The sequence below is a fragment of the Pseudomonas sp. 30_B genome (assembly GCF_017491605.1).
Taxonomy (GTDB): domain Bacteria; phylum Pseudomonadota; class Gammaproteobacteria; order Pseudomonadales; family Pseudomonadaceae; genus Pseudomonas.
Window position 1 is genome coordinate 135,825 of the sequence record NZ_JAFGYY010000001.1, and the last position, 25,603, is coordinate 161,427.

20 protein-coding genes and 1 riboswitch are annotated in these 25,603 nt (G+C 66.2%); of the genes, 15 read left to right on the forward strand and 5 right to left on the reverse strand.

Annotated features, from left to right (window positions below; genetic code table 11):
* The first annotated feature begins 68 nt into the window (after window positions 1–68).
* Window positions 69–866 carry a class II aldolase/adducin family protein gene (locus J5M67_RS00550; RefSeq protein WP_207882246.1) on the forward strand — a complete coding sequence of 266 codons (798 nt, stop codon included), beginning with the start codon at window positions 69–71 and terminating at the stop codon, window positions 864–866.
* A 171-nt stretch (window positions 867–1,037) separates the two neighbouring features.
* Here J5M67_RS00550 and J5M67_RS00555 read toward each other — a convergent pair whose 3' ends face one another.
* Entirely contained in the window at window positions 1,038–2,495 is a 1,458-nt protein-coding gene (locus J5M67_RS00555; protein WP_207882247.1) for a TolC family outer membrane protein, read from the reverse strand.
* A 173-nt stretch (window positions 2,496–2,668) separates the two neighbouring features.
* Window positions 2,669–2,775: riboswitch (TPP riboswitch) on the forward strand.
* Between the two features lie 111 nt (window positions 2,776–2,886).
* Here J5M67_RS00555 and thiC point away from each other — a divergent pair.
* Together thiC and cytX are read left to right on the forward strand one after the other, a co-directional pair.
* Window positions 2,887–4,767: a phosphomethylpyrimidine synthase ThiC gene (gene thiC, locus J5M67_RS00560; protein WP_207882248.1), complete on the forward strand. Its 1,881-nt coding sequence runs from the start codon at window positions 2,887–2,889 to the stop codon at window positions 4,765–4,767.
* A 159-nt stretch (window positions 4,768–4,926) separates the two neighbouring features.
* Window positions 4,927–6,213: a putative hydroxymethylpyrimidine transporter CytX gene (gene cytX, locus J5M67_RS00565; RefSeq protein ID WP_207882249.1), complete on the forward strand. Its 1,287-nt coding sequence runs from the start codon at window positions 4,927–4,929 to the stop codon at window positions 6,211–6,213.
* Window positions 6,214–6,425: 212 nt separating this feature from the next.
* Here the strand turns inward: cytX and J5M67_RS00570 are convergent, their stop codons facing one another.
* Window positions 6,426–7,178, reverse strand: a complete 753-nt coding sequence (locus J5M67_RS00570) for an RsiV family protein (RefSeq protein WP_207882250.1) — start codon at window positions 7,176–7,178, stop codon at window positions 6,426–6,428.
* 207 nt (window positions 7,179–7,385) lie between these two features.
* Between J5M67_RS00570 and J5M67_RS00575 the strand changes: the two genes are divergently transcribed.
* The 11 genes from J5M67_RS00575 (at window position 7,386) to J5M67_RS00625 (ending at window position 19,844) form a co-directional block, all read left to right on the forward strand.
* Entirely contained in the window at window positions 7,386–8,003 is a 618-nt protein-coding gene (locus J5M67_RS00575) for an NUDIX domain-containing protein (RefSeq protein WP_207882252.1), read from the forward strand.
* Window positions 7,994–8,452, forward strand: a complete 459-nt coding sequence (locus J5M67_RS00580; protein WP_207882254.1) for a DUF1249 domain-containing protein — start codon at window positions 7,994–7,996, stop codon at window positions 8,450–8,452. The genes J5M67_RS00575 and J5M67_RS00580 overlap by 10 nt, the downstream gene beginning before the upstream one ends.
* Before the next feature lie 165 nt (window positions 8,453–8,617).
* Window positions 8,618–9,427 carry a 3',5'-cyclic-AMP phosphodiesterase gene (cpdA, locus tag J5M67_RS00585; RefSeq protein ID WP_207882256.1) on the forward strand — a complete coding sequence of 270 codons (810 nt, stop codon included), beginning with the start codon at window positions 8,618–8,620 and terminating at the stop codon, window positions 9,425–9,427.
* Window positions 9,428–9,506: 79 nt separating this feature from the next.
* Window positions 9,507–10,130, forward strand: coding sequence for a YqiA/YcfP family alpha/beta fold hydrolase (locus tag J5M67_RS00590; RefSeq protein WP_207882258.1), 624 nt, complete (start codon window positions 9,507–9,509; stop codon window positions 10,128–10,130).
* A gap of 11 nt (window positions 10,131–10,141) precedes the next feature.
* A complete protein-coding gene (gene parE / locus J5M67_RS00595; protein ID WP_207882260.1) occupies window positions 10,142–12,037 on the forward strand; it encodes a DNA topoisomerase IV subunit B in 1,896 nt (631 codons plus the stop codon).
* The gene (locus tag J5M67_RS00600) at window positions 12,037–13,041 is read left to right on the forward strand and encodes an esterase-like activity of phytase family protein (RefSeq protein ID WP_207882262.1); all 1,005 of its coding nucleotides are present in this window, start codon (window positions 12,037–12,039) and stop codon (window positions 13,039–13,041) included. Before parE ends, J5M67_RS00600 begins: the two co-directional genes overlap by 1 nt.
* Window positions 13,038–13,562 carry a TIGR02281 family clan AA aspartic protease gene (locus tag J5M67_RS00605; RefSeq protein WP_207882264.1) on the forward strand — a complete coding sequence of 175 codons (525 nt, stop codon included), beginning with the start codon at window positions 13,038–13,040 and terminating at the stop codon, window positions 13,560–13,562. The genes J5M67_RS00600 and J5M67_RS00605 overlap by 4 nt, the downstream gene beginning before the upstream one ends.
* Window positions 13,563–13,569: 7 nt before the next feature.
* Window positions 13,570–15,834, forward strand: a complete 2,265-nt coding sequence (parC, locus tag J5M67_RS00610) for a DNA topoisomerase IV subunit A (RefSeq protein WP_207882266.1) — start codon at window positions 13,570–13,572, stop codon at window positions 15,832–15,834.
* Between the two features lie 150 nt (window positions 15,835–15,984).
* A complete protein-coding gene (locus J5M67_RS00615) occupies window positions 15,985–16,704 on the forward strand; it encodes a membrane integrity-associated transporter subunit PqiC (protein ID WP_207882268.1) in 720 nt (239 codons plus the stop codon).
* A 222-nt stretch (window positions 16,705–16,926) separates the two neighbouring features.
* A complete protein-coding gene (locus tag J5M67_RS00620; protein WP_207882271.1) occupies window positions 16,927–18,528 on the forward strand; it encodes a glycosyltransferase family 39 protein in 1,602 nt (533 codons plus the stop codon).
* A complete protein-coding gene (locus J5M67_RS00625; protein ID WP_243434415.1) occupies window positions 18,525–19,844 on the forward strand; it encodes a calcineurin in 1,320 nt (439 codons plus the stop codon). The genes J5M67_RS00620 and J5M67_RS00625 overlap by 4 nt, the downstream gene beginning before the upstream one ends.
* Here the strand turns inward: J5M67_RS00625 and J5M67_RS00630 are convergent.
* Window positions 19,758–20,294, reverse strand: a complete 537-nt coding sequence (locus J5M67_RS00630) for a metal-dependent hydrolase (protein ID WP_207882272.1) — start codon at window positions 20,292–20,294, stop codon at window positions 19,758–19,760. The genes J5M67_RS00625 and J5M67_RS00630 overlap by 87 nt on opposite strands.
* Window positions 20,295–20,345: 51 nt before the next feature.
* A complete protein-coding gene (locus J5M67_RS00635; protein ID WP_207882274.1) occupies window positions 20,346–21,914 on the reverse strand; it encodes an AhpA/YtjB family protein in 1,569 nt (522 codons plus the stop codon).
* A gap of 211 nt (window positions 21,915–22,125) precedes the next feature.
* Between J5M67_RS00635 and serB the strand changes: the two genes are divergently transcribed.
* Window positions 22,126–23,346, forward strand: a complete 1,221-nt coding sequence (gene serB, locus J5M67_RS00640; protein ID WP_207882276.1) for a phosphoserine phosphatase SerB — start codon at window positions 22,126–22,128, stop codon at window positions 23,344–23,346.
* Between the two features lie 157 nt (window positions 23,347–23,503).
* Here serB and J5M67_RS00645 read toward each other — a convergent pair whose 3' ends face one another.
* Window positions 23,504–25,576: an EAL domain-containing protein gene (locus J5M67_RS00645; protein ID WP_207882278.1), complete on the reverse strand. Its 2,073-nt coding sequence runs from the start codon at window positions 25,574–25,576 to the stop codon at window positions 23,504–23,506.
* Between the last annotated feature and the right edge of the window lie 27 nt (window positions 25,577–25,603).

Sequence of the window (25,603 nt, forward strand, 5' to 3'; positions counted from 1 at the left end):
GTGACGCCGGGGAAGCGATTCCCCGGCGTTTCTCCATGAGAAGAGAGCCGTGTGAGGAGGACAGCACCATGACGTCGATGTCGGCGCAGGCCGTGAGCCGCGCCACCTGTCCGCCGGGTGAGTGGAAACTGCGCGAGGAGCTGGCGGCCTGTTACCGGCTGATCGCCCACTTCCGCATGAGCGACCTGATCTTCACCCACATCTCGGTGCGCATCCCCGGCCCCGAGCATCATTTCCTGATCAACCCCTATGGGCTGATGTTCGACGAGATCACCGCATCGAGCCTGGTGAAGATCGACCTTTCCGGCCATCCGGTGGAACCGACGCCGTACAAGGTCAACCCGGCTGGCTTCGTCATCCACAGCGCCATCCACGGCGCCCGCGAGGATGCGCAGTGCGTGCTGCACACCCACACCCGCGCCGGTTGCGCGGTGGCCGCGCAGGCCTGCGGGCTGCTGCCGCTGAACCAGATGTCCATGGAGTTCTATGGGCGGCTCGGTTATCACGAATACGAGGGCATCGCCCTGTCGATGGACGAGCAGGCGCGCCTGGTGCGCGACCTGGGCAACGACCACATCGGCCTGATGCTGCGCAACCACGGCCTGCTGACCGTGGGCCGGACCGTGCAGCAGGCGTTCCTGCGCATGTACTACCTGGAGAAGGCCTGCGACATCCAGCTGGCGGCGCAGGCCGGCGGCGAGCTGGTGATTCCGTCGGAGGAGGTCTGCCGCTATACCGAGCAGCAGTTCAACGCGCCGCAGCGGCCGCTGGCCGAAGGCGAGCTGAGCGATCCGGATGGCAATGACCTGGCTTGGGGCGCGCTGTTGCGGATGCTGGATCGGGTGGCGCCTGGATACCGGGATTGAGGCCCGGCGAAGTTCCGGCGTTGACGTTAAGCGATCGCGGACAGAGTCCGCTCCTACACCCGACCCGAGCGTAGGAGCGGACTCTGTCCGCGATCGGTTTCGCTTCACGCCGAATCATTGACGTGACCAAAGAAAAAGCCCCGCATCGCGGGGCTTTTCCATGGGGCTCGGTTACTGCTGCTTGGTGCCGGCCTTGAGCTGGGCTTCCGCAGCCTTGGCCAGGTCCGGCGGCAGGAAGTCCTTGTCCGGGTTGTAGTCCGGCTTCAGGTAGGCGGTCAGGGCCTGCAGGTCGCTCGGCGCCAGGGTGCCGGCGGTCTGCTTCAGGCGCAGGTTGTCGATGATGTAGTCGTAGCGGGTGTTGTTGTAGTCGCGCACCGAGTTGTACAGCGAACGCTGGGCGTCCAGTACGTCGACGATGTTGCGGGTACCGACCTGGTAGCCGATCTCGGTGGCTTCCAGCGAGCTCTGGTTGGAGATGATCGCCTGGCGACGCGCCTTCACCTGTTCCACGTCGGTGTTCACCGCGCGGTGCTGGTTGCGGGCATCCTGCACCACCTGGCGGCGCTGGCTTTCGCGCAGCTGCTCGCTCTGGTTCAGGCGCTGGTAGGCCTCGCGCACCTGGGAGCTGGTCAGGCCGCCGCTGTAGATCGGTACGTTGAGCTGCAGGCCGATGCTGCTCTCGTCGACCCACTTGCCGTAGTGCGGATCGCCGGGGATGCCGGAGTTGGCGAAGCCCAGGGAGTCGTTGTCGCCCTTCTGGTACTGCGCCACGGCGTCGACGGTCGGCAGGTGGCCGGCCTTGCGCTGGCGCAGGGTTTCTTCGGCGGCGTTGACGGCGTAGTTGCTGGCCTGCAGCGCCAGGTTCTGCTGCACCGAGGTGTCCACCCAGGCCTTGGCGTCGTTGGGCATCGGGGCCACGACCGGCATCGAGTGGAGGATGCCCTCGATGGCGCTGTACTCGCGGTTGGTCAGGGTGACCAGGGCCTGGAAGGCGTCTTCCACCTGCTGCTCGGCGACCAGGCGGTTGGCCCGCGCGGTGTCGTAGCTGGCCTGGGATTCGAGCACGTCGGTCTTGTCCGACAGGCCGACATCAAAGCGTTCGTTGGACTGGTCGAGCTGGCGCTTGAAGGCTGCCTCTTCGGCCTTGCTGGCGGCCAGGTTGTCCTGGGCGCGGAGCACGCCGAAGTAGGTTTCGGCGCTCTTCAGGATCAACTGCTGCTGGGTCGAGGAGAATTCCAGCTGGGCCTGTTCGGTGGTGTCCTTCGCGGCCTTGAGCTGGAACCAGCGGTCGGCGCGGAACAGCGGTTGGCTCAGGGTCGCCTGGATCACCTGGCTGTTGCGGTTGAACGTAGTGTTGGGCTCGTCCAGGGACGTGCGGGTGCTACCCACATTGGCGCCGGCGTTGATCTGCGGCAGCAGGCCGGAACGTGCCTGCGGCACGGCTTCCTTGCGGGCCATGTAGTCGGCCTGCGCAGCGGCGAGGTCGGCGTTGTTGTCGACGGCGTCCTTGTAGACGCTGATCAGGTCCGTCTTGGTCGGCAGAGAAGAAGCCGCCGGAGCGGGCTGTGCGGCCCAGGCAAAGCCTGTCGAAGCGGCCACGGCGACAGCCAGGGAGAGTCTGCGCAGCATTCGTTCGTCCTAGAAAGTGATGCGAGGTGGGGCAAGGCTACGGTCGCCGCCGATGGCGGTCAAGGCACGTTCGTACGAGCCTTCCGAGGCAGGAGTGTAGCTGTCTGTAGGCAGCTGCGTAGTTTTCGGTCAGACGGCATTGGCTAATCGCTGCCCACTTGATTAGACTGCGGGCGTTCTTGTCGGGGTGCCCCATGCGAAGGGCTGAGATCGGATAGTTCCGGATCCCGTTGAACCTGATCGGGTTAATACCCGCGTAGGGAACAAGAAGTACGCATCCCGCGGCGCATTCCGCCCCGGCCCCAGCCCTTTCCGGGGTGCGTCCCTTCGCTGCGGCAAGCAGCTCCTCTCGTCTCAGGTTCTCCCCGGCAATCACCCCAGGAGAGCCAGGATGAGCAATCAGAAAAACAACGTCACCCGCCTTGAACAGCTGGACCGCCAGTCGACCCAGCCCTTCCCGAATTCGAAAAAGGTCTACCTCATCGGCTCTCGCCCGGACATCCGCGTCCCTGTGCGGGAAATTTCCCTCGCCGATACGCCCACCGCCTTCGGCGGCGAGAAGAACGCCCCGGTGATGGTCTACGACACCTCCGGCCCCTACACCGACCCGGATGTGCGCATCGACCTGCGCAAGGGCCTGCCGGACGTCCGCTCGCGCTGGATCGACGAGCGCGGCGACACCGAAATCCTCCCGGGCCTGACCTCCGAATTCGGCCAGTCGCGCCTGGCCGACGCCAGCCTCGACGCCCTGCGCTTCGCCCACGTGCGCACCCCGCGCCGCGCCAAGGCCGGGAAGAACGTCACGCAGATGCACTACGCGCGCCAGGGCATCATCACGCCGGAGATGGAATACATCGCCATCCGCGAGAACATGAAGCTGCAGGAAGCCCGCGCCGCCGGCCTGCTCGATGCGCAGCACCCGGGCCAGAGCTTCGGTGCCAGCATCCCGAAGGAAATCACCCCCGAATTCGTCCGTGACGAAGTGGCCCGCGGCCGCGCGATCATCCCGGCGAACATCAACCACACCGAACTGGAACCGATGATCATCGGCCGCAACTTCCTGGTGAAGATCAACGGCAACATCGGCAACAGCGCGCTGGGCTCCTCCATCGAGGAAGAAGTGGAGAAGCTCACCTGGGGCATCCGCTGGGGCGCTGACACGGTAATGGATCTGTCCACCGGCAAGCACATCCACGAGACGCGCGAGTGGATCCTGCGCAATAGCCCGGTGCCCATCGGCACCGTGCCGATCTACCAGGCGCTGGAGAAGGTCAACGGCATCGCCGAGGACCTGACCTGGGAAATCTTCCGTGACACCCTGATCGAACAGGCCGAGCAGGGCGTGGACTACTTCACCATCCACGCCGGCGTGCTGCTGCGCTACGTGCCGCTGACCGCCAGGCGCGTCACCGGCATCGTCTCCCGTGGCGGCTCGATCATGGCCAAGTGGTGCCTGGCGCATCACCAGGAGAACTTCCTCTATACGCACTTCGAGGAAATCTGCGAAATCATGAAGGCCTACGACGTCAGCTTCTCGCTGGGCGATGGCCTGCGTCCGGGTTCGGTGGCCGACGCCAACGACGCCGCGCAGTTCGGCGAGCTGGAGACCCTCGGCGAACTGACCCGCATTGCCTGGAAACACGATGTCCAGGTGCTGATCGAAGGCCCCGGCCACGTGCCGATGCACCTGATCAAGGAAAACATGGAGAAGCAGCTGGAGTGCTGCGACGAGGCGCCGTTCTACACCCTCGGCCCGCTGACCACCGACATCGCGCCGGGCTACGACCACATCACCTCGGGTATCGGTGCGGCGATGATCGGCTGGTACGGCTGCGCCATGCTCTGCTACGTCACGCCCAAGGAGCACCTGGGCCTGCCGAACAAGGATGACGTTAAGACCGGCATCATCACCTACAAGATCGCCGCCCATGCCGCCGATCTGGCCAAGGGGCATCCCGGCGCGCAGATTCGCGACAATGCGCTGTCCAAGGCGCGCTTCGAGTTCCGCTGGGAAGACCAGTTCAACCTCGGCCTGGACCCGGATACCGCCCGTGCCTTCCACGACGAGACCCTGCCCAAGGACTCGGCCAAGGTCGCGCACTTCTGCTCCATGTGCGGCCCGAAGTTCTGCTCCATGAAGATCACCCAGGAAGTCCGCGACTACGCCAAGGAAAACGGCCTGACCGATGAGCAGAAAGCCATCGAGGCCGGCTTCCAGCAGCAGTCCGCGCGCTTCAAGGAAGAGGGCTCGGTGATCTACAAGCAGGTGTGACCGGTATCCCCATCCTCATCGTCGAGGGTGGGATGCCTGTAGGAGCGAGCTTGCTCGCGAACCACGCTCGCCGGCGACTCTGCGGCTGGGCTGTTCGCGAGCAAGCTCGCTCCTACGAAAAACAAAAAACAATCCCAACAATTGAGCCCTGCACGCATCGTGACCACTACCGCCACCAACTATTCCCCCACCGTCGCCGTCGATAGCGCCCAGCGCGTGCTCGGCCTGCGCGACGTATTTTCCCTGTGGTTCTCCCTCGGCATCGGCCTGATGGTGCTGCAGACCGGCGCCCTGCTGGCGCCGGGCCTGGGCCTGGCCGGCGCGCTCGGCGCGATCCTGCTCGGCACCCTGGTCGGCGTGCTGCTGCTGGCCAGCGCCGGGGTGATCGGCACCGACACCGGCCTGGCTGCCATGGCCTCGCTCAAGCTCAGCCTGGGCAGCCACGGCGCAGCGTTGCCGGCAGTGCTCAACCTGCTGCAACTGGTGGGCTGGGGCGCCTTCGAGATCATCGTCATGCGCGATGCCGCCAGCCTGCTGGCGGGCCGTGCCTTCGGCGAAGGCAGCGGCTGGACCAGCCCGGCACTCTGGACCCTGGTGTTCGGCGCACTGGCGACCCTGCTGGCCGTCAGCGGCCCGCTCGCCTTCGTGCGGCGGGTGCTGCGCCGCTGGGGCATCTGGCTGCTGATCGCCGCCTGTATCTGGCTGACCTTCGACCTGTTCAAGCGCGCCGACCTGGCCGCGCTCTGGGCCAAGGCCGGTGACGGTTCGCTGCCGTTCGCCGTGGGCTTCGATATCGCCATCGCCATGCCGCTGTCCTGGCTGCCGCTGATCGCCGACTACTCGCGCTTCGGCAAGCGCGCCGGGCACACCTTCGGCGGTGCCGCGCTGGGCTTCTTCATCGGTTGCTTCTGGCTGATGGGCCTGGGCGTGGCCTATACCCTGGCGTTCGCCCAGGGCAGTGATGCCAACGCGCTGCTGCTGGCGCTGGCCGGGGCCGGCATGGGCATCCCGCTGCTGCTGATCCTGCTCGACGAGTCGGAGAAGGCCTTCGCCGACATCCACTCGGCGGCGGTTTCCAGCGGTATCCTGCTGCCGCTGAAGGTCGAGCACCTGGCGCTGGCCATCGGCGTGATCTGCACCCTGATCGCCTGGTTCGCACCGCTGGCGCAGTACCAGAACTTCCTGCTGCTGATCGGCTCGGTATTCGCCCCGCTGTTCGGTGTGGTGCTGGTCGACCACTTCGTCCTGCGTCGCCGTGCGCCGGCCGCGATTCCCCACGGCCTGCGCTGGGGCTCGCTGCTGGCCTGGAGCGGTGGCGTGGTGGTCTATCACCTGCTGGCGAACTATCAGCCAGACCTGGGCGCGACCCTGCCGGCGCTGGTGGTGGCGGGTGTGCTGCAGCTGCTGCTGGGGCGGATCGGCGCCAAGGAGTTGGCTTCGGCCTGAGGCGGTTCGCGAGCAAGCTCGCTCCTACAGGCTCAACGCCGGCGCAACGGTTTTTGTAGGAGCGAGGGGGACGCCATCGTTATTGCTCGCGAACCCGCCCAATGCCGGCGTTGCCGGCTGATCGCGGATGAATCCGCTCCTACGCACGTGCTGAGTCCTGACGTAGGAGCGGACTTCGTCCGCGATGATTCACCGGCAACTCCGGCGCTGATCTACTGCGCTCCCCGCCCCGGGAAGTAATACGGCTTCACGATGCCGTTCAGGCGCGGATACGGAATCTTCAACTCCGGATGCCCAACCGAATGCGGCGCGATACGGTCGATGTCGTACTTGAGCGTCAGCGCGCCGAACGTCAGGGCGAAGTGCGGGGTAGCCTGGAACGGCCAGTCCTTGGAGAAGTTCGGGTCCTGCTCATCCAGCTTGTTCTGCAGAATCCACGCCTGGTGCGCCAGGCGCGCGGTCTTCCAGAAGGCTTCCTCCTGACCGGGCAGAAGAATGTCCTGCAAAGCCAGCACCTTGTGCAGACGACGGTCATAATTGATGAAGGCGCGTCCCGGCTGGCCGTACTCGCCGCCGGTGAAGCGATAGCTGGACAGCTCGATGATCACCAGACCGTCATGCTGTTCGCGGATCTTGGCTTGCAGGTAGCTGCTCCAGCCCGGCTCGGCGCTGTCCAGGAAGCGCTTCTCGTAGACATCGAGACTGGCCGGCACGGCGCCGTCGGGGCTGCGTGCGAGCTCCAGCAGCTGGCGGTCGATCTCCGCGTTGAGCGCCGGCTCGTCGTCGAAGCTCAGGGTGTCGAGATTGAACAGCGGGCACTGCTCGCCCTGGCAACCGGGCTTGAGGTGCTCGAAGCTGGTGTGACGGGCGCTCAGCGGTTCGTCGAGACCGGGTTTGAACAGGCTCTGGCAGGCCCCCAGTAACAGGCAGAGGCTGCCGAGGGCAGCGAGTTTCAGAAGACGCATGGGATTCCTTGTCGTCGCGGACATGGGCGGGTTGGACCGTCATGGCGGCCGCAGGTTCGGCCGGCAGTATGAACCACTCCGCGGCTTGGTGGCAGGTGACGGGCGCACGCTCGCGCGGCCCGCCGGGCGGTCCGAGAAAGAGGCTGCGCCATGCCGGGCGGCGCGATAGGATGGCGCGAAGTTCAATCGATCAGTGAGTGGAACGGGATGTCGGATACGTTCAAGCCAGGCCCCCAGGATGTCGAGATCCAGAAGCGCGAGCAGTGCTTCAAGGGCTTCTATAAACTCGACCGGCTGCACCTGCGGCATCGCCAGTTCGCCGGTGGCATGGGGCCCGTGCTGACCCGCGAATTGTTCGTGCGTCACGACGCCGTCTGCGTGCTGCCCTACGATCCGCAACGCGATGAAGTGGTGCTGATCGAGCAGTTCCGTGTCGGCGCGATGGACGCCGGGGTCAATCCCTGGCTGATGGAGCTGGTCGCCGGTCTGATCGACAAGGACGAGGAGCCCGAGGAGGTCGCCCGCCGCGAAGCGGTGGAAGAGGCCGGCCTGACCCTCGGCGCGCTCTGGCCGATCGCCCAGTACCTGCCGTCGCCCGGTGGCAGCAACGAGCTGGTGCACCTGTTCGTCGGCCGTTGCGACAGCAGCGGCGCGGCGGGCATTCATGGCCTGGCGGAAGAGGGCGAGGATATCCGTGTGCACGTGCTGCCCTTCGAGGAGGCGCTGCAGGCCGTGCGCGATGGACGCATCAACAACGCGGCGAGCATGCTCGCCCTGCAATGGCTGGCGCTGAATCGCGCCGAGGTAAGGGGGTTATGGGTGTGAATCTGTTGCGCGAGCGCTATCGCGTCGACCTGGCCGGATTGCAGGCGACCTGCGAGGCGAACTACTTGCGCCTGATGCGCCTGTTGCCCGAAATGCGTGAAACCCAGGTCTCGCGCCGCGTGGCGCTCAGCGAAGGCGAGCGCCTGCTCGGCGTGCTGGCGCTGGACGTGGTGGAAGCCTGCCCCTACACCACCGTGCTGCAGGTGCGCCAGGAGCTGGGCCTGCCCTGGCTGCCGGCGCCCAGGCTGGAAGTGCGGGTGTACCACGACGCGCGCATGGCCGAAGTGGTTGGCGCGGAGCAGGCGCGGCGTCTGCTGGCGATCTACCCCTACCCGAACCAGGCGATGCACCAGCCGGACGAGAAGAACCAGCTCAACCTGTTCCTTGGCGAATGGCTGAGCCACTGCCTGTCCTGCGGCCATGAGCTGGAGCCGGTGCTGCAGCGCTGATATCGTCATGATGGCATTGCGCCATGATATGCTGTCCGCCCGTCGTCCGCCGCGTGTCCCTAAATGTGATCTGTGACGCTTTCCCGGTTTGCCGGAGGGCGTGACTGTCACCATACTCATCCCATCGTGGACGCCCGCCTCACAGGAGAAGGCGCTTTGCCTCCAGTGCCCGCACATCCCTCCGCTACCGCACCGGTCCTGCTGGTCCAGCTATCCGACAGCCATCTGTTCGCCGAACCCGATGGTCGCCTGCTGGGCATGGATACCGCCGACAGCCTGAACCAGGTGGTCCGCCTCGTCCGTGACGAGCAGCCGGACGTCGACCTGGTGCTGGCCACCGGCGACCTGTCGCAGGATGGCAGCCTGGCGTCCTACCAGCGCTTCCGTGAGATCACCGCGCCGCTTGCCGCGCCGATCCGCTGGTTCCCCGGCAACCATGACGAACTCGAAATGATGCGCGAAGCGACGGCGGGCACCGACCTGCTGGAGCCGGTGATCGACCTGGGCAGCTGGCGCGTCATCCTGCTCGATTCCACCATCCCGGGCGCCGTGCCGGGACAGATGAACGATGAGCAACTCGACTTGCTCGAACGCGCCATCCAGGCCGCGCCGGACAAGCACCTGCTGATCAGCTTCCACCACCATCCGGTGCCCATCGGCAGCCAGTGGATGGATCGCATCGGCATCCACAATCCCGAGCGGTTGTTCGCGGTGATCGACCGTTACCCGAATGTCCGCTGCCTGCTCTGGGGCCACGTGCACCAGGAGATCGACCGGATGCGCGGCGACGTCCGCCTGCTGGCCTCGCCGTCCACCTGCGTGCAGTTCACGCCGGGCAGCGAGGATTTCTGTGTCGACAGTCCCGCTCCGGGCTACCGCTGGCTGCGCCTGCATCCCGATGGTTCGCTGGAAACCGGCGTGTCGCGGGTGACCGGCATCGACTTCGAAGTCGACTACAGCATCAAGGGCTATTGAGGCCGGGGCTCGTACCAGTCGCCATCCTCGGTGCGACCCACTTGCGGCATGGCGCTTGCAGCTTGTAGCCTCCCGGCCCATGACTGCATTCCTCTATATCCACGGCTTCAACAGCTCGCCCGCCTCGCAGAAGGCGCGCCAGTTCGTGGCCGCCCTGCAGCACCTGGGGCTGGCGGCGCAGGTGCGGGTTCCCGCGCTGCACCACCACCCGCGCCAGGCCATGGCGCAATTGGAAGCGGCAATCGCCGAACTCGGCCAGCCGCTGCTGATCGGCAGCTCTCTGGGCGGCTACTACGCCACCCACCTGGCCGAGCGACATGGCCTGAAGGCCGTGCTGGTCAACCCGGCCGTGGCGCCGCACCGGCTGTTCGACGGTCGGCTCGGGCCGCAGACCAATTACTACAGCGGCGAGACCTGGGAGCTGACGCACGATCACATCCAGGCCCTGGCCGAACTGGAAGTGCCGGCGCCGGTCGATGGCTCGCGCTACCAGGTGTGGCTGCAGACCGCCGACGAAACCCTCGATTACCGCGCCGCCGAGCGCTACTACCGGGCCTGCGCCCTGCGCATCGAGGCGGGCGGCGACCACGGCTTCCAGCGCTTCGTCAGCCACCTGCCGGCGCTGCTGGCCTTCGCCGGTATACCCACCGGCCTGTGGCGCGACGTAGACTTCTCGACCTTTGAACCAATTTCCTCTGATTAAGTAGGGACCCCATGGCCCAGCAGAACGCCTATAACGCAGACGCCATCGAAGTCCTCTCCGGCCTCGATCCGGTGCGCAAGCGCCCGGGCATGTACACCGACACCACCCGTCCCAACCACCTGGCCCAGGAAGTCATCGACAACAGCGTCGACGAAGCGCTGGCCGGCCACGCGAAAAGCGTGCAGGTGATCCTCCACGAGGACAACTCGCTGGAAGTGATCGACGACGGCCGTGGCATGCCGGTGGACATCCACCCCGAAGAGGGCGTGCCGGGTGTCGAGCTGATCCTTACCAAGCTGCACGCTGGCGGCAAGTTCTCCAACAAGAACTACCAGTTCTCCGGCGGCCTGCACGGCGTGGGCATCTCGGTGGTGAACGCGCTGTCGACCCTGGTCGAAGTGCGTGTGAAGCGTGATGGCAGCGAATACCGCATGACCTTCGCCGACGGCTTCAAGTCCAGCGACCTGGAAGTCGTCGGCAGCGTCGGCAAGCGCAACACCGGTACCACCGTGCGCTTCTGGCCCGACGCCAAATACTTCGATTCGCACAAGTTCTCGGTCAGCCGCCTGAAGCACGTGCTCAAGGCCAAGGCCGTGCTGTGCCCCGGCCTGCTGGTCACCTTCGAGGACAAGTCCAGCGACGAGCGCGTCGAATGGCATTACGAGGATGGCCTGCGTTCCTACCTGGTCGACTCGGTCTCCGAGTACCTGCGCTTGCCCGACGAGCCGTTCTGCGGCGCGCTGGCCGGCAACAAGGAAGCGGTGGACTGGGCCCTGCTGTGGCTGCCCGAGGGCGGCGAATCGCTGCAGGAAAGCTATGTCAACCTGATTCCCACCGCCCAGGGCGGCACCCACGTCAACGGTCTGCGCCAGGGCCTGCTGGACGCCATGCGCGAGTTCTGCGAATTCCGCAATCTGCTGCCGCGCGGCGTGAAGCTGGCGCCGGAAGACGTCTGGGAGCGCATTGCCTTCGTGCTCTCGATGAAGCTGCAGGAACCGCAGTTCTCCGGCCAGACCAAGGAGCGCCTTTCCTCCCGCGAGGCGGCGGCCTTCGTCTCCGGCGTAGTGAAGGACGCCTTCAGCCTCTGGCTCAACGCCCACCCCGAGTTGGGCCTGCAACTGGCGGAACTGGCCATCAGCAACGCCGGCCGCCGCCTCAAGGCGGGCAAGAAGGTCGAGCGCAAGAAGATCACCCAGGGCCCGGCGCTGCCCGGCAAGCTGGCCGACTGCGCAGGGCAGGACCCGATGCGCGCCGAGCTGTTCCTGGTGGAAGGTGATTCCGCCGGCGGCTCGGCCAAGCAGGCGCGGGACAAGGAGTTCCAGGCGATCATGCCGCTGCGCGGGAAGATCCTGAACACCTGGGAAGTGGACGGCGGCGAGGTACTCGCCAGCCAGGAAGTCCACGACATCGCCGTGGCCATCGGTGTCGACCCGGGCGCGGCCGACCTGACCCAACTGCGCTACGGCAAGATCTGCATCCTCGCCGACGCCGACTCCGACGGCCTGCACATCGCCACCCTGCTGTGCGCGCTGTTCGTCCGCCACTTCCGCCCGCTGGTGGAGGCCGGCCACGTCTACGTCGCCATGCCGCCGCTGTTCCGGATCGACCTGGGCAAGGAAGTCTTCTACGCCCTGGACGAAGCCGAGCGCGATGGCATCCTCGACCGCCTGGCCGCCGAGAAGCGTCGCGGCAAGCCGCAGGTCACCCGATTCAAGGGCCTGGGCGAAATGAACCCGCCGCAGCTGCGCGAGACCACCATGGACCCCAACACCCGTCGTCTGGTGCAACTGACCCTGGAGGATGCCGAGGGTACTGTGGAAGTCATGGACATGCTGCTGGCCAAGAAGCGCGCCGGCGACCGCAAGTCCTGGCTGGAAACCAAGGGCAACCTGGCGGACTTCGCCTGATGCGCTGGCTGCTGGCCGCCTTCGGCCTGTGCGCCGGCGTTGCGTTGGCCGATACCGCGCCTGCGGTGGTGTCCAGCACCCTGCAGTTCGTCTCCGAGCATCCGGTGGAGGGCATGCCCAAGGGCAACCTGTCGGGGCTGGCGAACTGTGGCAGCGAGGTGTGGGCGGTGTCCGATCGTGACGACGACCGCGTCTACCGCCTGCTGCCTGACGAGCAGCCGGGCAAGGCCTGGCAGGCCACCGCCGAGCCGTTCGTTTCGCCCGGCGTGCCGGACAGCGGGCTGTCCTGGGGCATGCGCGCGCGCGTCAGCGTGGGCAGCCTGGTGCGCGGCGGTGCGATGGACTTCGAAGGCATCACCTGCGATCAGGCGGGCAACCGCTACGTGGTCAGCGAAGGCTACGCGGCCGTCCTGTTGTTGCCGGTGGCCGGCGAGGCGTCCTGGCTGCCGCTGCCCAAGGCCCTGCTGCGCCAGGCCCGGGCCAGCGGCCTGCTGATGAGCTACAACGCGCTCTACGAAGGGCTGGTGATCGCCCCGGACGGCAAGCGCCTGTGGCTGGCGGCCGAGCGCCAGCGCCGGGGGCTGCTGCGGGTGCGCAACGACAACGGCACCTGGAAGTGCGACGGCAACTGCGTGCTGCTCAGTGAGGGCGGCACCATGCTGCCACCGCCGGAACTGGGCAGTGACCGACCGCTGTCCGTCGATTTTTCCGACCTTGCGCTGTACAAGGACAAGCTGTTCACCCTCGAACGCCTGGCGCACCAGATCTGCCGTCGTGATGTGAATACCGGCGCGCAGGAGCAATGCTGGTCGTTCGCCGCTGGAGCCCTGGCGCCGCAGCGGCGCTACGACCTGCCCTACGGTGTGGCCGAGGCGCTGCTGATCGACGACAAGGGCGCCTGGATCGGCCTGGACAACGGCGAGCACGCGCGCGCCGACGGTGATTCGCGGCCCTATGTGCTGCGCTTCGCCGCGCCGAGCGGCGGTTGGCTTGGTGGCAAATGAGCGAAGCGGTGCCGGGACGGCGGATCGGCAAGGTCATGATGTTCCTCGCCTGGGGCGCGGGCATCCTGCTCGCCACCCGCTATTTCGGCGCCTGGGAAGACCGCCAGCACAACCCGAACGCGCAACCGCAGTCGGTGAAGGGCAATGGCTACGTGGAAGTGCGCCTGCTCGGCAACCGTGCCGGCCACTACGTGGTCGACGGCACGATCAACGGCACGCCGGTGACCTTCATGCTCGATACCGGCGCCACCCAGGTCGCCATCCCGCAGCCGCTGGCCCGGCGCCTGGGGCTGCCGCTGGGGGCTCCGATCACCCTGAACACCGCCAACGGCCGCAGCGAGGGCTGGCGTACGCGCCTGTCTTCGCTGCAGCTTGGCGACATCCGTTTGAACGACGTGTCCGCGCTGATCGCGCCGGGCATGGAAGGCGACGAGGTGCTGCTCGGCATGAGCGCCCTCAAGCAACTCGATTTCACCCAGCAGGACGGCACCCTGGTGCTGCGCCAGCAATCTTCACCGTGAGGCACGCATGAGCGAAACCCTCGATCTGAGTCTGGAGGGCGTGGAGCGCCGGTCACTGGCCGACTTCACCGAACAGGCTTACCTGAACTATTCCATGTACGTGATCATGGACCGCGCCCTGCCGCACATCGGCGATGGCTTGAAGCCCGTCCAGCGGCGCATCGTCTACGCCATGAGCGAACTGGGCCTGGACGCTGACGCCAAGCACAAGAAGTCGGCGCGTACCGTCGGCGACGTGCTGGGTAAATACCACCCCCACGGCGATTCGGCCTGCTACGAAGCCATGGTGCTGATGGCCCAGCCGTTCTCCTACCGCTACCCGCTGGTCGACGGCCAGGGCAACTGGGGTGCGCCGGACGATCCCAAGTCCTTCGCCGCCATGCGTTACACCGAGGCCCGCCTGTCGCGCTACGCCGAGACCCTGCTGTCCGAACTAGGCCAGGGCACCGCGGACTGGGTGCCGAACTTCGACGGTACCCTGGAAGAACCGGCGGTACTGCCGGCGCGCCTGCCCAACCTCTTGTTGAATGGCACCACCGGCATCGCCGTGGGCATGGCCACCGACATTCCGCCGCACAACCTGCGCGAAGTGGCCGCCGCCTGCGTGCATCTGCTGGATAACCCGGGCTCTACCGTCGCCGACCTGATCGAGCACGTGCCGGGCCCGGATTTCCCCACCGAGGCGGAAATCATCACCCCACGCGCCGACCTGCAGAAGATCTACGAAACCGGCCGTGGCTCGGTGCGCATGCGCGCCGTGTACCGCGTCGAGGATGGCGACATCGTGGTCACCGCGCTGCCGCACCAGGTCTCCGGGGCCAAGGTGCTGGAGCAGATCGCCGGACAGATGCAGGCCAAGAAGCTGCCGATGGTCGCCGACCTGCGCGACGAGTCGGACCACGAGAACCCGACCCGCATCGTCATCATCCCGCGCTCCAACCGCGTGGACGCCGAAGAGCTGATGACCCACTTGTTCGCCACCACCGACCTGGAAAGCTCGTACCGGGTGAACATGAACGTCATCGGCCTGGACGGCAAACCCCAGGTCAAGGACCTGCGCCAGGTGCTGAGCGAGTGGCTGACCTACCGCACCGACACCGTGCGCCGCCGCCTGCAGTTCCGCCTGGACAAGGTCGAGAAGCGCCTGCACCTGTTGGAGGGCTTGCTGGTCGCCTTCCTCAACCTCGACGAAGTCATCCACATCATCCGCACCGAGGACCAGCCCAAGCCGGTCCTGATGCAGCGTTTCGAGCTTTCCGAGCTGCAGGCCGACTACATCCTCGACACCCGCCTGCGTCAGCTGGCGCGCCTGGAAGAGATGAAGATCCGCGGCGAGCAGGACGAGCTGGCCAAGGAGCGTGCCAAGCTGCTGGCGATCCTGGGTTCCAACGCCAAGCTGCGCAAACTGGTGCGCGACGAGCTGATCGCCGACGCCGAAACCTACGGCGACGACCGCCGTTCGCCCATCGTCGCCCGCGCCGAGGCCCGCGCCTTGTCGGAAACCGAGCTGATGCCGACCGAGCCGGTGACCGTGGTGCTGTCCGAGAAGGGCTGGGTGCGTTGCGCCAAGGGGCACGACATCGATGCCACCGGCCTGTCCTACAAGGCCGGCGACGGTTTCAAGGTGGCCGCGCCGGGCCGTTCGAACCAGTACGCAGTGTTCATCGACTCCACCGGCCGCAGTTACTCGCTGGCCGCCCACAGCCTGCCGTCGGCCCGCGGCCAGGGCGAGCCACTGACCGGCCGCCTGACCCCGCCACCGGGTGCAACATTCGATCGTGTTCTATTGCCTGAGGACGCCGCGCTCTATGTACTGGCGTCCGACGCAGGCTACGGCTTCGTGGTCAAGGGCGAGGACATGCAGGCCAAGAACAAGGCCGGCAAGGCGCTGCTCAGCCTGCCCAATGGGGCGCAGGTGATGGCGCCGCGTCCGGTCGCGGACGTCGAGCAGGACTGGCTGGCCGCCGTCACCACCGAAGGCCGCCTGCTGCTGTTCAAGGTTTCCGACCTGCCGCAGCTGGCCAAGGGCAAGGGCAACAAGATCATCAGCGTGCCGGGCGACCGCGTGGCCAGCCGCGAGGAGTATCTGACGGACCTCGCCGTTCTTCCGACGGGCGCGACTCTGGTGCTGCAGGCAGGCAAGCGGACGCTCTCCCTCAAGGGTGACGACCTGGAGCACTACAAGGGCGAAAGGGGCCGTCGAGGCAATAAATTGCCACGCGGTTTCCAGCGAGTGGACAGTCTGCTGGTAGAATCGCTGTCTCAGGACTGAAACGCAGCACGATACATTCTGCTGCTGGAGCTATGGCGCCGGTTGAGGGATGATAGGTCCCTTTGACAACCGGCGCCGTGGCGCGTTGTCCTGAAGTTACTTGAAATGTTGGAAGTAGCGCCGATTCTCGGCGAATGACGGTGATTCACGATGAGCGCTCTGCGCGTCCTGGCATGTCTTTCCCTCGTCAGCCTCCTCGGGCTGGCGGGCTGCACAGTGAATCGACCGACCCAGCTGTATCAACTGGATGCAGGTGCCGCGTCGGTTCCGACCCGCGAAAATGGTGTCGCTGTGCTCCTCGGTCCGGTCTCCCTGGCCGACTATCTGAAACGTGAGACCATGGTCCAGCGTCAGGCCGATGGCATTCTCAGTCTGTCCACCGATGCCCGCTGGGCGGGGAGCCTGGAAACCAACGTCAGCCAGCAACTGCTGCGCCTGCTGTCGAGCCAGCTCGACAGTACCCGCCTGGCCCTGTTCCCGGAAAAGCCCGGCTTCACCCCGCAGGTGCAGGTCATGCTGACCATCAGTCGCCTGGACTCCGGCCCAAAGGAGCCCGCGGTTCTGGAGGCGCGTTGGCGCTTGCTCGATCAGAAGGGCGAGCTGCGCGATAGCCGCGTGTTCCACGAAGAAGAGGAACATTCGGGCAGCATCCAGGACCAGGTTCGGGCGCAGGGCGACCTGTTGCGCAAGCTCTCGGTGCAGTTGGCCAAGGATGTGCGTCCGGTGGCTGCGGCCGTGGCCGAGCAGTCTGCTGCGCCGGCGCGCAAGCCGGCGGTGGCCAATACCGAGAAGGCCAAGCCCAAGGAGGAGGGGCCGAAGATCCCGCTGGTGGTGCCGATCCGCACCGATGTCGAGGTCTACCGCTTCTGACCGAAAATGGCCCGGAAAATCTGATTTTACGGGCCGTTTCGCATCGCGGCCGGTTTCCCGGCACGCCGCTCTCTGCTTGACATCTTCTTGACGCCCTAAGTGGTATCAAAGTCGCCGTTCGCAGGTCTCGATCGCGTGGAAATCCTTCCGTAGCGTGCCTGCCAGGGGCTCGACGTGTCGTCGTCACTTCCACTTTCCCATTCCGGTCAGGCGGCTACCGCCTTGACCCGACAGACGCTGTGCGTCGCCCTGGCGGCGTTCGGGCTGTTTCTGCTGGGCGCGCATGGCGCCTCGGTAGTGGGCTTCGACTCGCGCTTCGTACTCTTCGCCAAGGAAATGCTGCGCCACGGCCCCAGCCTGTTCCCGACCACCTATGGCGAGCCCTATCCGGACTATCCGGCGACCTCGACCTTCCTGATCTACCTGCTGTCGCTGCCGTTGGGGCGCGTCGACCTGTTCAGCGCCTGGCTGCCAAGCGCCCTGGCGGCCGCCGTGATCGTCGGCCTGACCTATCGCCTGGTTGCCCCCTTTTCCCAGCGCTGGGCCCTGCTCAGCGTGGCAATGCTGCTGCTCACCCTGACCTTTCTCGGCGAGACGCGGGCGGTGTCACTCGATCTGCAGGTGGCGGCGGTGGGGATGCTGGCGTTCTTCTTCGCGGTGCGCGGCGAGCGTTATTCCAGCATCGGGTTGCTGGCGCGCCTGCTGCCGCTGCTGCTCGCCGGTTTCGCGCTGCGTGGCCCGCTGGGGCTGGTGGTGCCGGCCGGCATGGTCTGCAGCCAGTTGCTGGTGGACCGGCAATGGCGTCGCCTGCTGGCTTTTTCCCTGACGGCGCTGCTGCTCCTGGGGGCGTGCACTGTCCTGCTGCTGTTCGTGGCGCGAGGGGTTGGCGGCGAGGCGTTCGCCCAGGATGTGCTGCACATGCAGGTGACCGGCCGCCTGGATGGCAGCGCCGGCGCCAGCGACGCGCTGTATTACTTCCATAGCTCGCTGGGCAACTATGCCCTGGCATTCCCGCTGGCGGTGCCGGCCCTGGCGCTGCTGTGGCGGCGCCGGAACGATCCGGCGGCGCGGCTGGTCATCGGCTGTGCGCTGGCGGCGCTGGTGGTGATGATCGGTCTGTCGCTGCCGCAGGCGAAGAAGGCTCGCTACATCGTGGCGATGGCGCCCTTGGCGGCGATTGTCGCGACCTATCCGTTCCAGGTAGCCGGTCAGCGTCTGGCCGTGTTCCTGCGGGGCCTGTCCCAGGCGCTCTGGCTGCTGCTGCCGGCGATCATGCTGCTGGCGGTGTGGTTGGGCTGGCGACACTACCCGCAGGCGTTGCAAGGGCTTGGCCTGCAACTCTGGCTATGCCTGGGCGCTCTGCTCGTCCTGCAGCTGTTCGCCCTGCACCGACTGTTGCGCCGCGAGCGCCGTGCGGAGTGGTTGGCGCTCGGCGCGGTGCTGGCGCTGTGGGGCAGTTATCTGCTGGTAATCGAGCCGGCGCAACGGCAGTTGTATGACAGCCGGGCGTTTTCCCTGGCGGTGGACGCCGCAGTGCTCAAGGATCCGGCGCCGCTGGTGCTTTACGGCATGGGGCGCGATGCGCAGGCGATCAAGTTCATGGTCAACCTCGACCGCGATATGCAACCGCTGTTCGCCGATAGCCCTGAACAGCTCGCCGCGCTGCACGGGCGGTACTACCTGATGCTGGGTGCGGAGAGTGCCGCGCGCCTGAAAGCCGAGTACCCGGCGTTGGAGGCTCCGCTGCTCAGCGGGAGCTTCGACTACAACCCCTTCTGTCTGCTGCGCGTGAACGACGCCAGCCTGTTCGGTGCTGCGCGATGAAGTCGCTGTTGTCCGCCCTCGGGCTCGGCTTGCTGCTATGCGGCTGCCAGGGCTCTGACAGCTACGAGCACGTCGCCCACGACCAGGCCTTCTTCCGCCAGCACCCGATGCCGCCGCTGCAGGTGACCGCGCCGTCGGGGAGCTTCATCCTGCCGCTGTTGCCGGATACGCAGTTCTACGCCGAGAACAATCATCGCGAGCTGCGTCTGTTCCGCAGCAAGGAACGCTTCGAGGGCTTGCCCTACGAACCGGCGCTGGCATTCTTCGCCCAGACCTCGTGGCTGGCGAAGAATGCCGAAGTGTTGCAGGTGCCGATGGTGGTGCACCTGGGCGACGTGGTGCAGAACGCCGGCACCCTGAGCCAATGGCAGGTCGCCAGCGGGGCGATGCGGGTGCTGGAGGAGGGCGGTGTGCCCTACAGCATCATGAGCGGCGACCGGGATATCCATGGCGCCGTCACGCCCGATGACCAGCGCTCGTTCCGCGACCGTTTCAAGGATCATTTCGGCCCGCAGCGCGCGGCCTGGCAGAGCACCTATGGCGGCAGCGATCCGTTGGGCCTGAGCCAGTACCACCTGTTCCGCAGGTACGGCCAGTCCTTCCTCCTGCTGGCGCTGGACTGGAGCCCGTCGAAGGCAACGCTCGACTGGGCGCAGCAGGTCATCGATGCGCACCCGCACATTCCGGTGATCGTCGCCTCGCACAACATCCTCTACCACAAGGCCGGCGAGGCCCCGCAGCTGTCCCGCGAGGGCAGCGACAGTGGCCCCCTGCTCTGGGAGCAGTTGATCCGCCGCAACGACCAGATATTCCTGACCCTGAGTGGACACGTCGAGGGCTCGGCCCACGCGCGCATGCTCAACGACCAGGGGCACAGCGTGGACATGGTGATGGTGGACTACCAGGACGAGTACCTGGGCGGCAACGGGCTGCTGCAGTTGCTGGAGCTTGACCTGCGGCGCAACCGTATCGATGCCTTGTCGCTGTCTCCCTGGGTGTTGTGGAAGCGGCAGTTCTATCCGCGGGCCTTCAAGGACTGCCCGTCTCAACAGATGCTCAAAGGCTGCGACCAGTTGCTGCCGGCGCCTTCGGCGGGCTGGGATAACCGCTTCCGCATCGACCTCGACTTTCGTGCGCGTTTCGCCAGTTTCCAGGGTTATACCGCGCAGTTACCGGAGGGTGCCGAGGAAGGACCTTCGCTGTTGCAGCAGATCCGGATGCAGTTCGAGTCAGTCGCGCAGGCGCAGCAGGCGGCGCAGCGCGATGCCGCCAAAGGCGACGGCCAGGCAGGGTATCCCGACCCAACGCGCCTCTGACAGCAGCACCTGCGCGCCGCGTGGGCTGAGGAAGCGCGACAGGCCGATAGGCAAAACCTCGATGGGGTGCAGCGGCAGGAAGTAGCGCTGATCGCTCCAGGGCCAGAACCAGGCCACACCCAACCCGCCATCGGTCATGGCATCGAGCACGCTGTGCGAAGCGGTGGCGAGGCCAATCCACAGGCCGGCTCTCAGCGGGCCGCAGTCCAGCAGTCGACATGCCATGGCACCGAGCGCCCCGACCAGGGCGGCGAACAGCAACGAGTGACTGAAGCCGCGATGACCGAAGGCGTCGCTGTAGGCGATGCCGAGCTTGAAGGCGACCACGTCGAGGTCGGGCAGGCAGGCGGCGAGCATGCCGGCCAGCAGCAGGCGCGGCGGGATCACTCGTGAGCCGAGCGCAAGGCCGACGGCCAGCGCCGGCAGGGGATGGGTGATCAGGGTGGTCATGGAGTCCGTTCCATGCGGGGCCTTGCGGCCCCCCTCTCTTGCTATTGAGAGTCAGCTGGTGCGCAGGGCGCGCATGCGCGAGAGCTGGCGTTCCAGCATCGACGGATAGGGCTCCTTCAGCCATTCCACGCAGGAGGCGTTTTCCGGGCTGGCGATCGGGCGGATACGCGCACGTTCGCGAACTTTCTCGTCATCACCGATGGTTTTCTCCACCAGCAGCAGGTTGCGGCTGTGCTGGCTGAGGGCGAGGGCGTTCTGTGCGGCGGAATCCTGCAGCAGTTCGGCCTGCTCCAGGTCGGCGACGTCTTCGCCCAGCACCAGGCCCAGCTGCAGTTGCAGGGTGATGCCGCTGTCGGCCACCTCGATCTGCAGGGCGTGGCCCAGGGCGCGCATCAGTTCGCCGCAGCACAGGGCGTTGGTGAGGAATTCCTCGTCCTGGTCGCGGCTGTGGAAGAGGATCAGGCTGCCACCGTCGTTGAGGGTGTAGAGCGTGCCCTTGTACAGGCGCGCAGCCTGTTCCAGGCAGTCGCGGTAGCGTTGCAGCAGGTCGACCAGGCGCGCGCGCGGCAGGCGGCGTAGTTGCTCCTGGGCGCCGAGCTGGACGGCGAGGACCGCGCTGGTACCGCTGGACAGCGGTTCCGGCTCGGCTTCGGGCTCTTCTTCGGCGTCGACGCCGATTTCGTCCTCGGCTTCCTCTTCCGCCAGGGTGTTGAACTCGTCCTCGGGGAAATCTTCGTCGCCTTCGGACTCTGTGGAGCGACGCGCTTTCGGCGCGGGGAGTTCATCCTCGGAGAAGATGTTCTCGTCGAACTCGTGCTCGTCTTTGGCGCCGGCTTCTTCCAGCACGGGCTCCTTGGCGGCGGCCTTCGCCGTGGCTTTCGGTCGTGGCGCTGGCGCGGCCACGACCGGCTCGGGAGCTGGCGGCTTCTCCGGCACCAGGCGCGCTTGCAGTTGGCGGGCCAGGTCGCCGATCTCGTTCTGCAGCCCGGCGCCGGGCGCGGGGTCGTCCGGATCGCGCAACCAGACACGAAGCTGCAACAAGGGGGTGGAAATCTGCCGGCCCAGGCGCAGGCCGAAGGTCAGGGTGAGCAGCAGCAGGATCAGGCTGATCAGCCCCATGCTCTGCAGGCTGACGGTCATCGGCTGCTCGAACTGGTGCATGTCGAGGCTGATGCGCAGGTGGCCGGCGATCACTTCCTGGAAGGTAATGGGCGTGGAGTACAGCCCCTCGGTATCGCCCAGCAGGCCCTGCTTGGGGCGGGTGCCGGATTCGGCGAGGATGCGGTTGTCCACGCTGTAGATCGCCGCGTGGGCGACCAGCGGGTTCTTCGTCAGGTTGTTGAGCAGCACGTTGAGGCTGAGGATGTCGTTGGACACCAGCAGCTCGGTAGCGGACTGCGCCGTCTGGGTGGTCAGGCTCTGGCCCAGGGCATCGGCCTGTTGCTGCATGGCCTGTTTGAACTGCATGCCCATGACCCAGGCGTAGATCACCAGGGCGGCGGCCACCAGCAACAGCGTGTGGATGGCGATTCGCAGGGCGATCGGCACACGGCGCTGGCGCAGGGCGTGGAAGAGCAGCAGGAAGAAATTGTCGGGCTTGACGGAGGTGGGCCGGGTCACAGCGGGCTCGGTCTTCAGTAGGGCAGATACGGGCCAGTATAACGAGCGCCTCCGGAGGGGCAAAGCGCCGCAGGCCTTGTCAATACGACGGAGGCCGAGATGGGTGGTGATCGGGCCTGTCAATCCGATCGGCGGCGCAGCCCGCCAACCGGGCGGGCGCGGCGGAAAGCAGGTAGAATGTCGGCCTTTTTTACACGGCGGAGACAGCGCCTTGCGCGAAATCGTCCTGATCAACATCACCGGGGAAGACCGCCCCGGTCTCACCGCAGCCATCACCGGCGTGCTGGCCCAGGGTGGCGTGAACATCCTCGACATCGGCCAGGCGGTGATCCACGACACCCTGTCCTTCGGCATCCTGGTCGAGATTCCGGATACCGAACAGGCATCCTCGGTGCTCAAGGATGTGCTGTTCACGGCCTACAAGCTCGACCAGCAGGTGCGTTTCACCCCGGTTTCGGAAGACGACTACCGGCAGTGGGTCGGTGGCCAGGGCAAGCCGCGCCACATTGTGACCCTGCTGACCCGTCGGGTGACTGCGGAGCAGTTGCAGCGGGTCAGCTCGATCACCGCCAAGTACGGTCTGAACATCGATCAGATCGACCGCCTGTCCGGGCGCATGGCGCTGGATGTGCCGGCCGACCAGGGCAAGGGCTGCATTGAGTTCTCGGTGCGCGGCGAGCCGGCCGATCCGGTGGCGCTGCGCGCGGAGTTCCTCAGCGTGGCCCAGGAGCTGAACGTCGACATCGCCTTCCAGCAGGACTCGGTGTTCCGTCGCAACCGCCGCCTGGCGGTGTTCGACATGGACTCCACCCTGATCGAGGCCGAGGTCATCGACGAGCTGGCCAAGGCCGCCGGCGTGGGCGAGCAGGTTTCCGAGATCACCGAGCGCGCGATGCGCGGCGAGCTGGATTTCCGCGCCAGCTTCAAGGAGCGTCTGGCGCTGCTCAAAGGGCTGTCCGAGGACGTGCTGGAAGAGATCGGCGCTTCGCTGCGCCTGACAGAAGGCGCCGAAACGCTGTTCGCCGAGCTCAAGCGCCTGGGTTACAAGACCGCCATCCTCTCCGGTGGCTTCAGCTACTTCGCCAAGCAGCTGCAGGCCAAGCTGGGCATCGACTACGTGTTCGCCAACGAACTGCAGATCGTCGACGGCAAGCTGACCGGCGTGGCCATCGAGCCCATCGTCGACGCCCAGCGCAAGGCCGACCTGCTGCGTGAACTGGCGGCGAAGGAAGGCCTGCAACTGGAGCAGACCATCGCCGTGGGCGACGGTGCCAACGACCTGCCGATGCTCGGCCTGGCCGGCCTGGGCGTGGCCTTCCGCGCCAAGCCGCTGGTCAAACAGTCGGCCAAGCAGGCGATCTCCACCCTCGGGCTGGATGGCATCCTCTACCTGCTCGGTTTCCGCGATCGTGAAGGGGCCGATGGCCGCTGATTCGTCTGCGCAAAGAAAAGCCGCCCCTTGGGGCGGCTTTTTTTTGCAGGGGTTCCGTGTGAAGCGAACCCGATCGCGGACAGAGTCCGCTCCTACGTTCAGATTGGGCGTAGGAGCGGACTCTGTCCGCGATCGATTAACCCCAACTGCGCCGTGACTATTCGTCCGAGGCGAAGTCGTAATCCATCGCCTGACTCGGGCCTTGCAGGTAGTGGCCCTGGATGTAGTTGGCGCCGGCCTGCCAGAGCGTCGCCAGGGCGCTGGCGCTCTCCACCATCGGCACTATGGTCAGCTTGGCCTGGGCGTGCAGGCTGGCCATCAGGGTCTTGAGGGTCTCCTGGTTCTCCGCCTTGCCCAGCTCCTGCACGTAGGAGCCATCGACCTTCACGAAGTCGACGTTCATGTGCTTAAGCGTATTGAACGGGTTGAGCGCGCAACCGAACTGGCACAGGGCGACCTGGCAGTGCAGCTCGGCGAGCCCCTGGCTGAGCGCCTTGGCCTGCTTGAGGTAGCTGATCGCATCGGGTTCGCTGATCTGGATGATCAGGGCGTCGGCGGGCAGGCGCGAGGCTTTCAGCGCCACGTTCAGCCAGGGCAGCAGCTCGGCATCCTGCAGGCTGGAGCTGGAGAGGTGCACGAACAGCTTGGTGTCGTGGCCCTTGGCGCGGTGTTCGGACAGCAGCTTGATGGAGTTGAGCAGGACCCAGCGGTCGATTTTCTCGGCCAGGCCGCCCGACTTGGCGGCGGCGAGGAAGTCCGCCGGCGGCACTTCCTCGCCCTGCGGATTGAGCAGGCGCAGCAGCACTTCGTAGTGCTCGTGGGTGTCGCCGCGCAGGCTGATGATCGGCTGGAACAGCAGGCGGAAACTGTTCTGCTCCAGGGCCTGGCGGATGATCGCCAGGGTGTCGCCGCGGTTGGCGGCGGCGGCCAGTTCGTCGGCCGGGTCGTAGAGTTTCAGGCCATTGCCTTCGCTCTGGGCGATTTCGTCGGCGCTGCGGTGCGCACGTTCGATGACGTCCTGTGCCCGGGTGGTCTTCTCGTCCAGTCCGGCAACGCCGACGGACAGGGTCACCTGGGCGGTGCGGCCGTGGATGTCGAACAGATAGCCCTCGATCTTCTTCACCAGGCTGGCGAACAGCGGTTTGCTCTGTTCCGGAGCATGTCCCGGCAGCAGCACGGCGAACACGTCGTCGCTGAAGCGGGCGAGCTGGGCTTCCTGCGGGAAGTGGGCGCGCAGCAGGTTGCCGAGGTCGGCCAGCAGCAGGTCGATGCTGGCGACGCCGAGGTTCAGCTGCAGGGTCTGGGCGCGGTCGAGCAGCATGTAGGCGAAGCTGGCCGGCTGGCTGGCGGTCACCGCGCGCTCCACGGCACTGTCCATCAGGTCGAGGAAGTGGCCACGGTTGTACAGGCCGGTAACCAGGTCCTGGCTGCTGACCTCGCGCAGTTTCTCTTCGAGCTGGGCGTTGTCGGTCTCGGCACGGATCACCACCTGGATGCACGGCTCGCCGTCATAGGTGGCCGGGGAGAAGGTCATGCGCGCACCGAACGCCTGGCCGTCGACCTTGATCCCGCTGCAGGCCAGGTCGGCGTTGTCCTCGGTGGTCTGATAACCCTTGAGGAAGTCCTTGAAGGTCGCCTGGTCGCTGCCGGCGATCAGGTCGATCATCGGCATGCCTTCCAGCTCTTCCGCGTCGTCGTAACCGAACAGGTCGACGTAAGCGCGGTTGGCATAGATGTGCATGCCGTCGTGGACGTAGGTGATGGCGTCCACCGAGCTGTCCAGCAGCAGCTGGCAGCGCTTTTCCGTTTCCCGCAGGGCAACTTCGGCGGCGCGGCGGGCACGACGCTCCTCGAGGTTGGCCAGTTCGCGCTTGGCGACCAGGATCAGGCGTTCGTCCTCGCCTTGCGGCAGGGCGTCCTGGGCTCCCAGGGCGAGGGCTTCGGTCACCGCATCGGAGTCGTTGCCGGTGATCAGTTGGATGAAGGGGATATCCTTGGCCTGGCGGCGAATGCTGTTCAGCGCCTCGCTGGGAGCCATGGCGCTGCTGTCAGGCGCGGCGATCAGCAGGTCCCAGCCCTGGGGGAGGACTTCCAGGAGGTCTTCGCTGGACGTGATGCGGTGGACGCGGGTGGCGCGGCCGGCATTGCGGAACAGGCTGACCAGGCGCTCGGCTTCGTTCTGGGAGTCTTCCAGGATCAGCAGGCGGACGGTCTTCTTTTCATTGGCCATGGATGAGGCTGCTTATACCGCACTGGA

Coding starts and splice junctions, on each gene's coding strand:
- J5M67_RS00550 (WP_207882246.1), top strand. CDS start 69: ATGACGTCGATGTCGGCGCAGGCCGTGAGCCGCGCCACCTGTCCGCCG.
- J5M67_RS00555 (WP_207882247.1), bottom strand. CDS start 2,495: ATGCTGCGCAGACTCTCCCTGGCTGTCGCCGTGGCCGCTTCGACAGGC.
- thiC (WP_207882248.1), top strand. CDS start 2,887: ATGAGCAATCAGAAAAACAACGTCACCCGCCTTGAACAGCTGGACCGC.
- J5M67_RS00570 (WP_207882250.1), bottom strand. CDS start 7,178: ATGCGTCTTCTGAAACTCGCTGCCCTCGGCAGCCTCTGCCTGTTACTG.
- J5M67_RS00575 (WP_207882252.1), top strand. CDS start 7,386: ATGTCGGATACGTTCAAGCCAGGCCCCCAGGATGTCGAGATCCAGAAG.
- J5M67_RS00580 (WP_207882254.1), top strand. CDS start 7,994: ATGGGTGTGAATCTGTTGCGCGAGCGCTATCGCGTCGACCTGGCCGGA.
- J5M67_RS00590 (WP_207882258.1), top strand. CDS start 9,507: ATGACTGCATTCCTCTATATCCACGGCTTCAACAGCTCGCCCGCCTCG.
- parE (WP_207882260.1), top strand. CDS start 10,142: ATGGCCCAGCAGAACGCCTATAACGCAGACGCCATCGAAGTCCTCTCC.
- J5M67_RS00600 (WP_207882262.1), top strand. CDS start 12,037: ATGCGCTGGCTGCTGGCCGCCTTCGGCCTGTGCGCCGGCGTTGCGTTG.
- J5M67_RS00605 (WP_207882264.1), top strand. CDS start 13,038: ATGAGCGAAGCGGTGCCGGGACGGCGGATCGGCAAGGTCATGATGTTC.
- parC (WP_207882266.1), top strand. CDS start 13,570: ATGAGCGAAACCCTCGATCTGAGTCTGGAGGGCGTGGAGCGCCGGTCA.
- J5M67_RS00615 (WP_207882268.1), top strand. CDS start 15,985: ATGAGCGCTCTGCGCGTCCTGGCATGTCTTTCCCTCGTCAGCCTCCTC.
- J5M67_RS00625 (WP_243434415.1), top strand. CDS start 18,525: ATGAAGTCGCTGTTGTCCGCCCTCGGGCTCGGCTTGCTGCTATGCGGC.
- J5M67_RS00630 (WP_207882272.1), bottom strand. CDS start 20,294: ATGACCACCCTGATCACCCATCCCCTGCCGGCGCTGGCCGTCGGCCTT.
- J5M67_RS00645 (WP_207882278.1), bottom strand. CDS start 25,576: ATGGCCAATGAAAAGAAGACCGTCCGCCTGCTGATCCTGGAAGACTCC.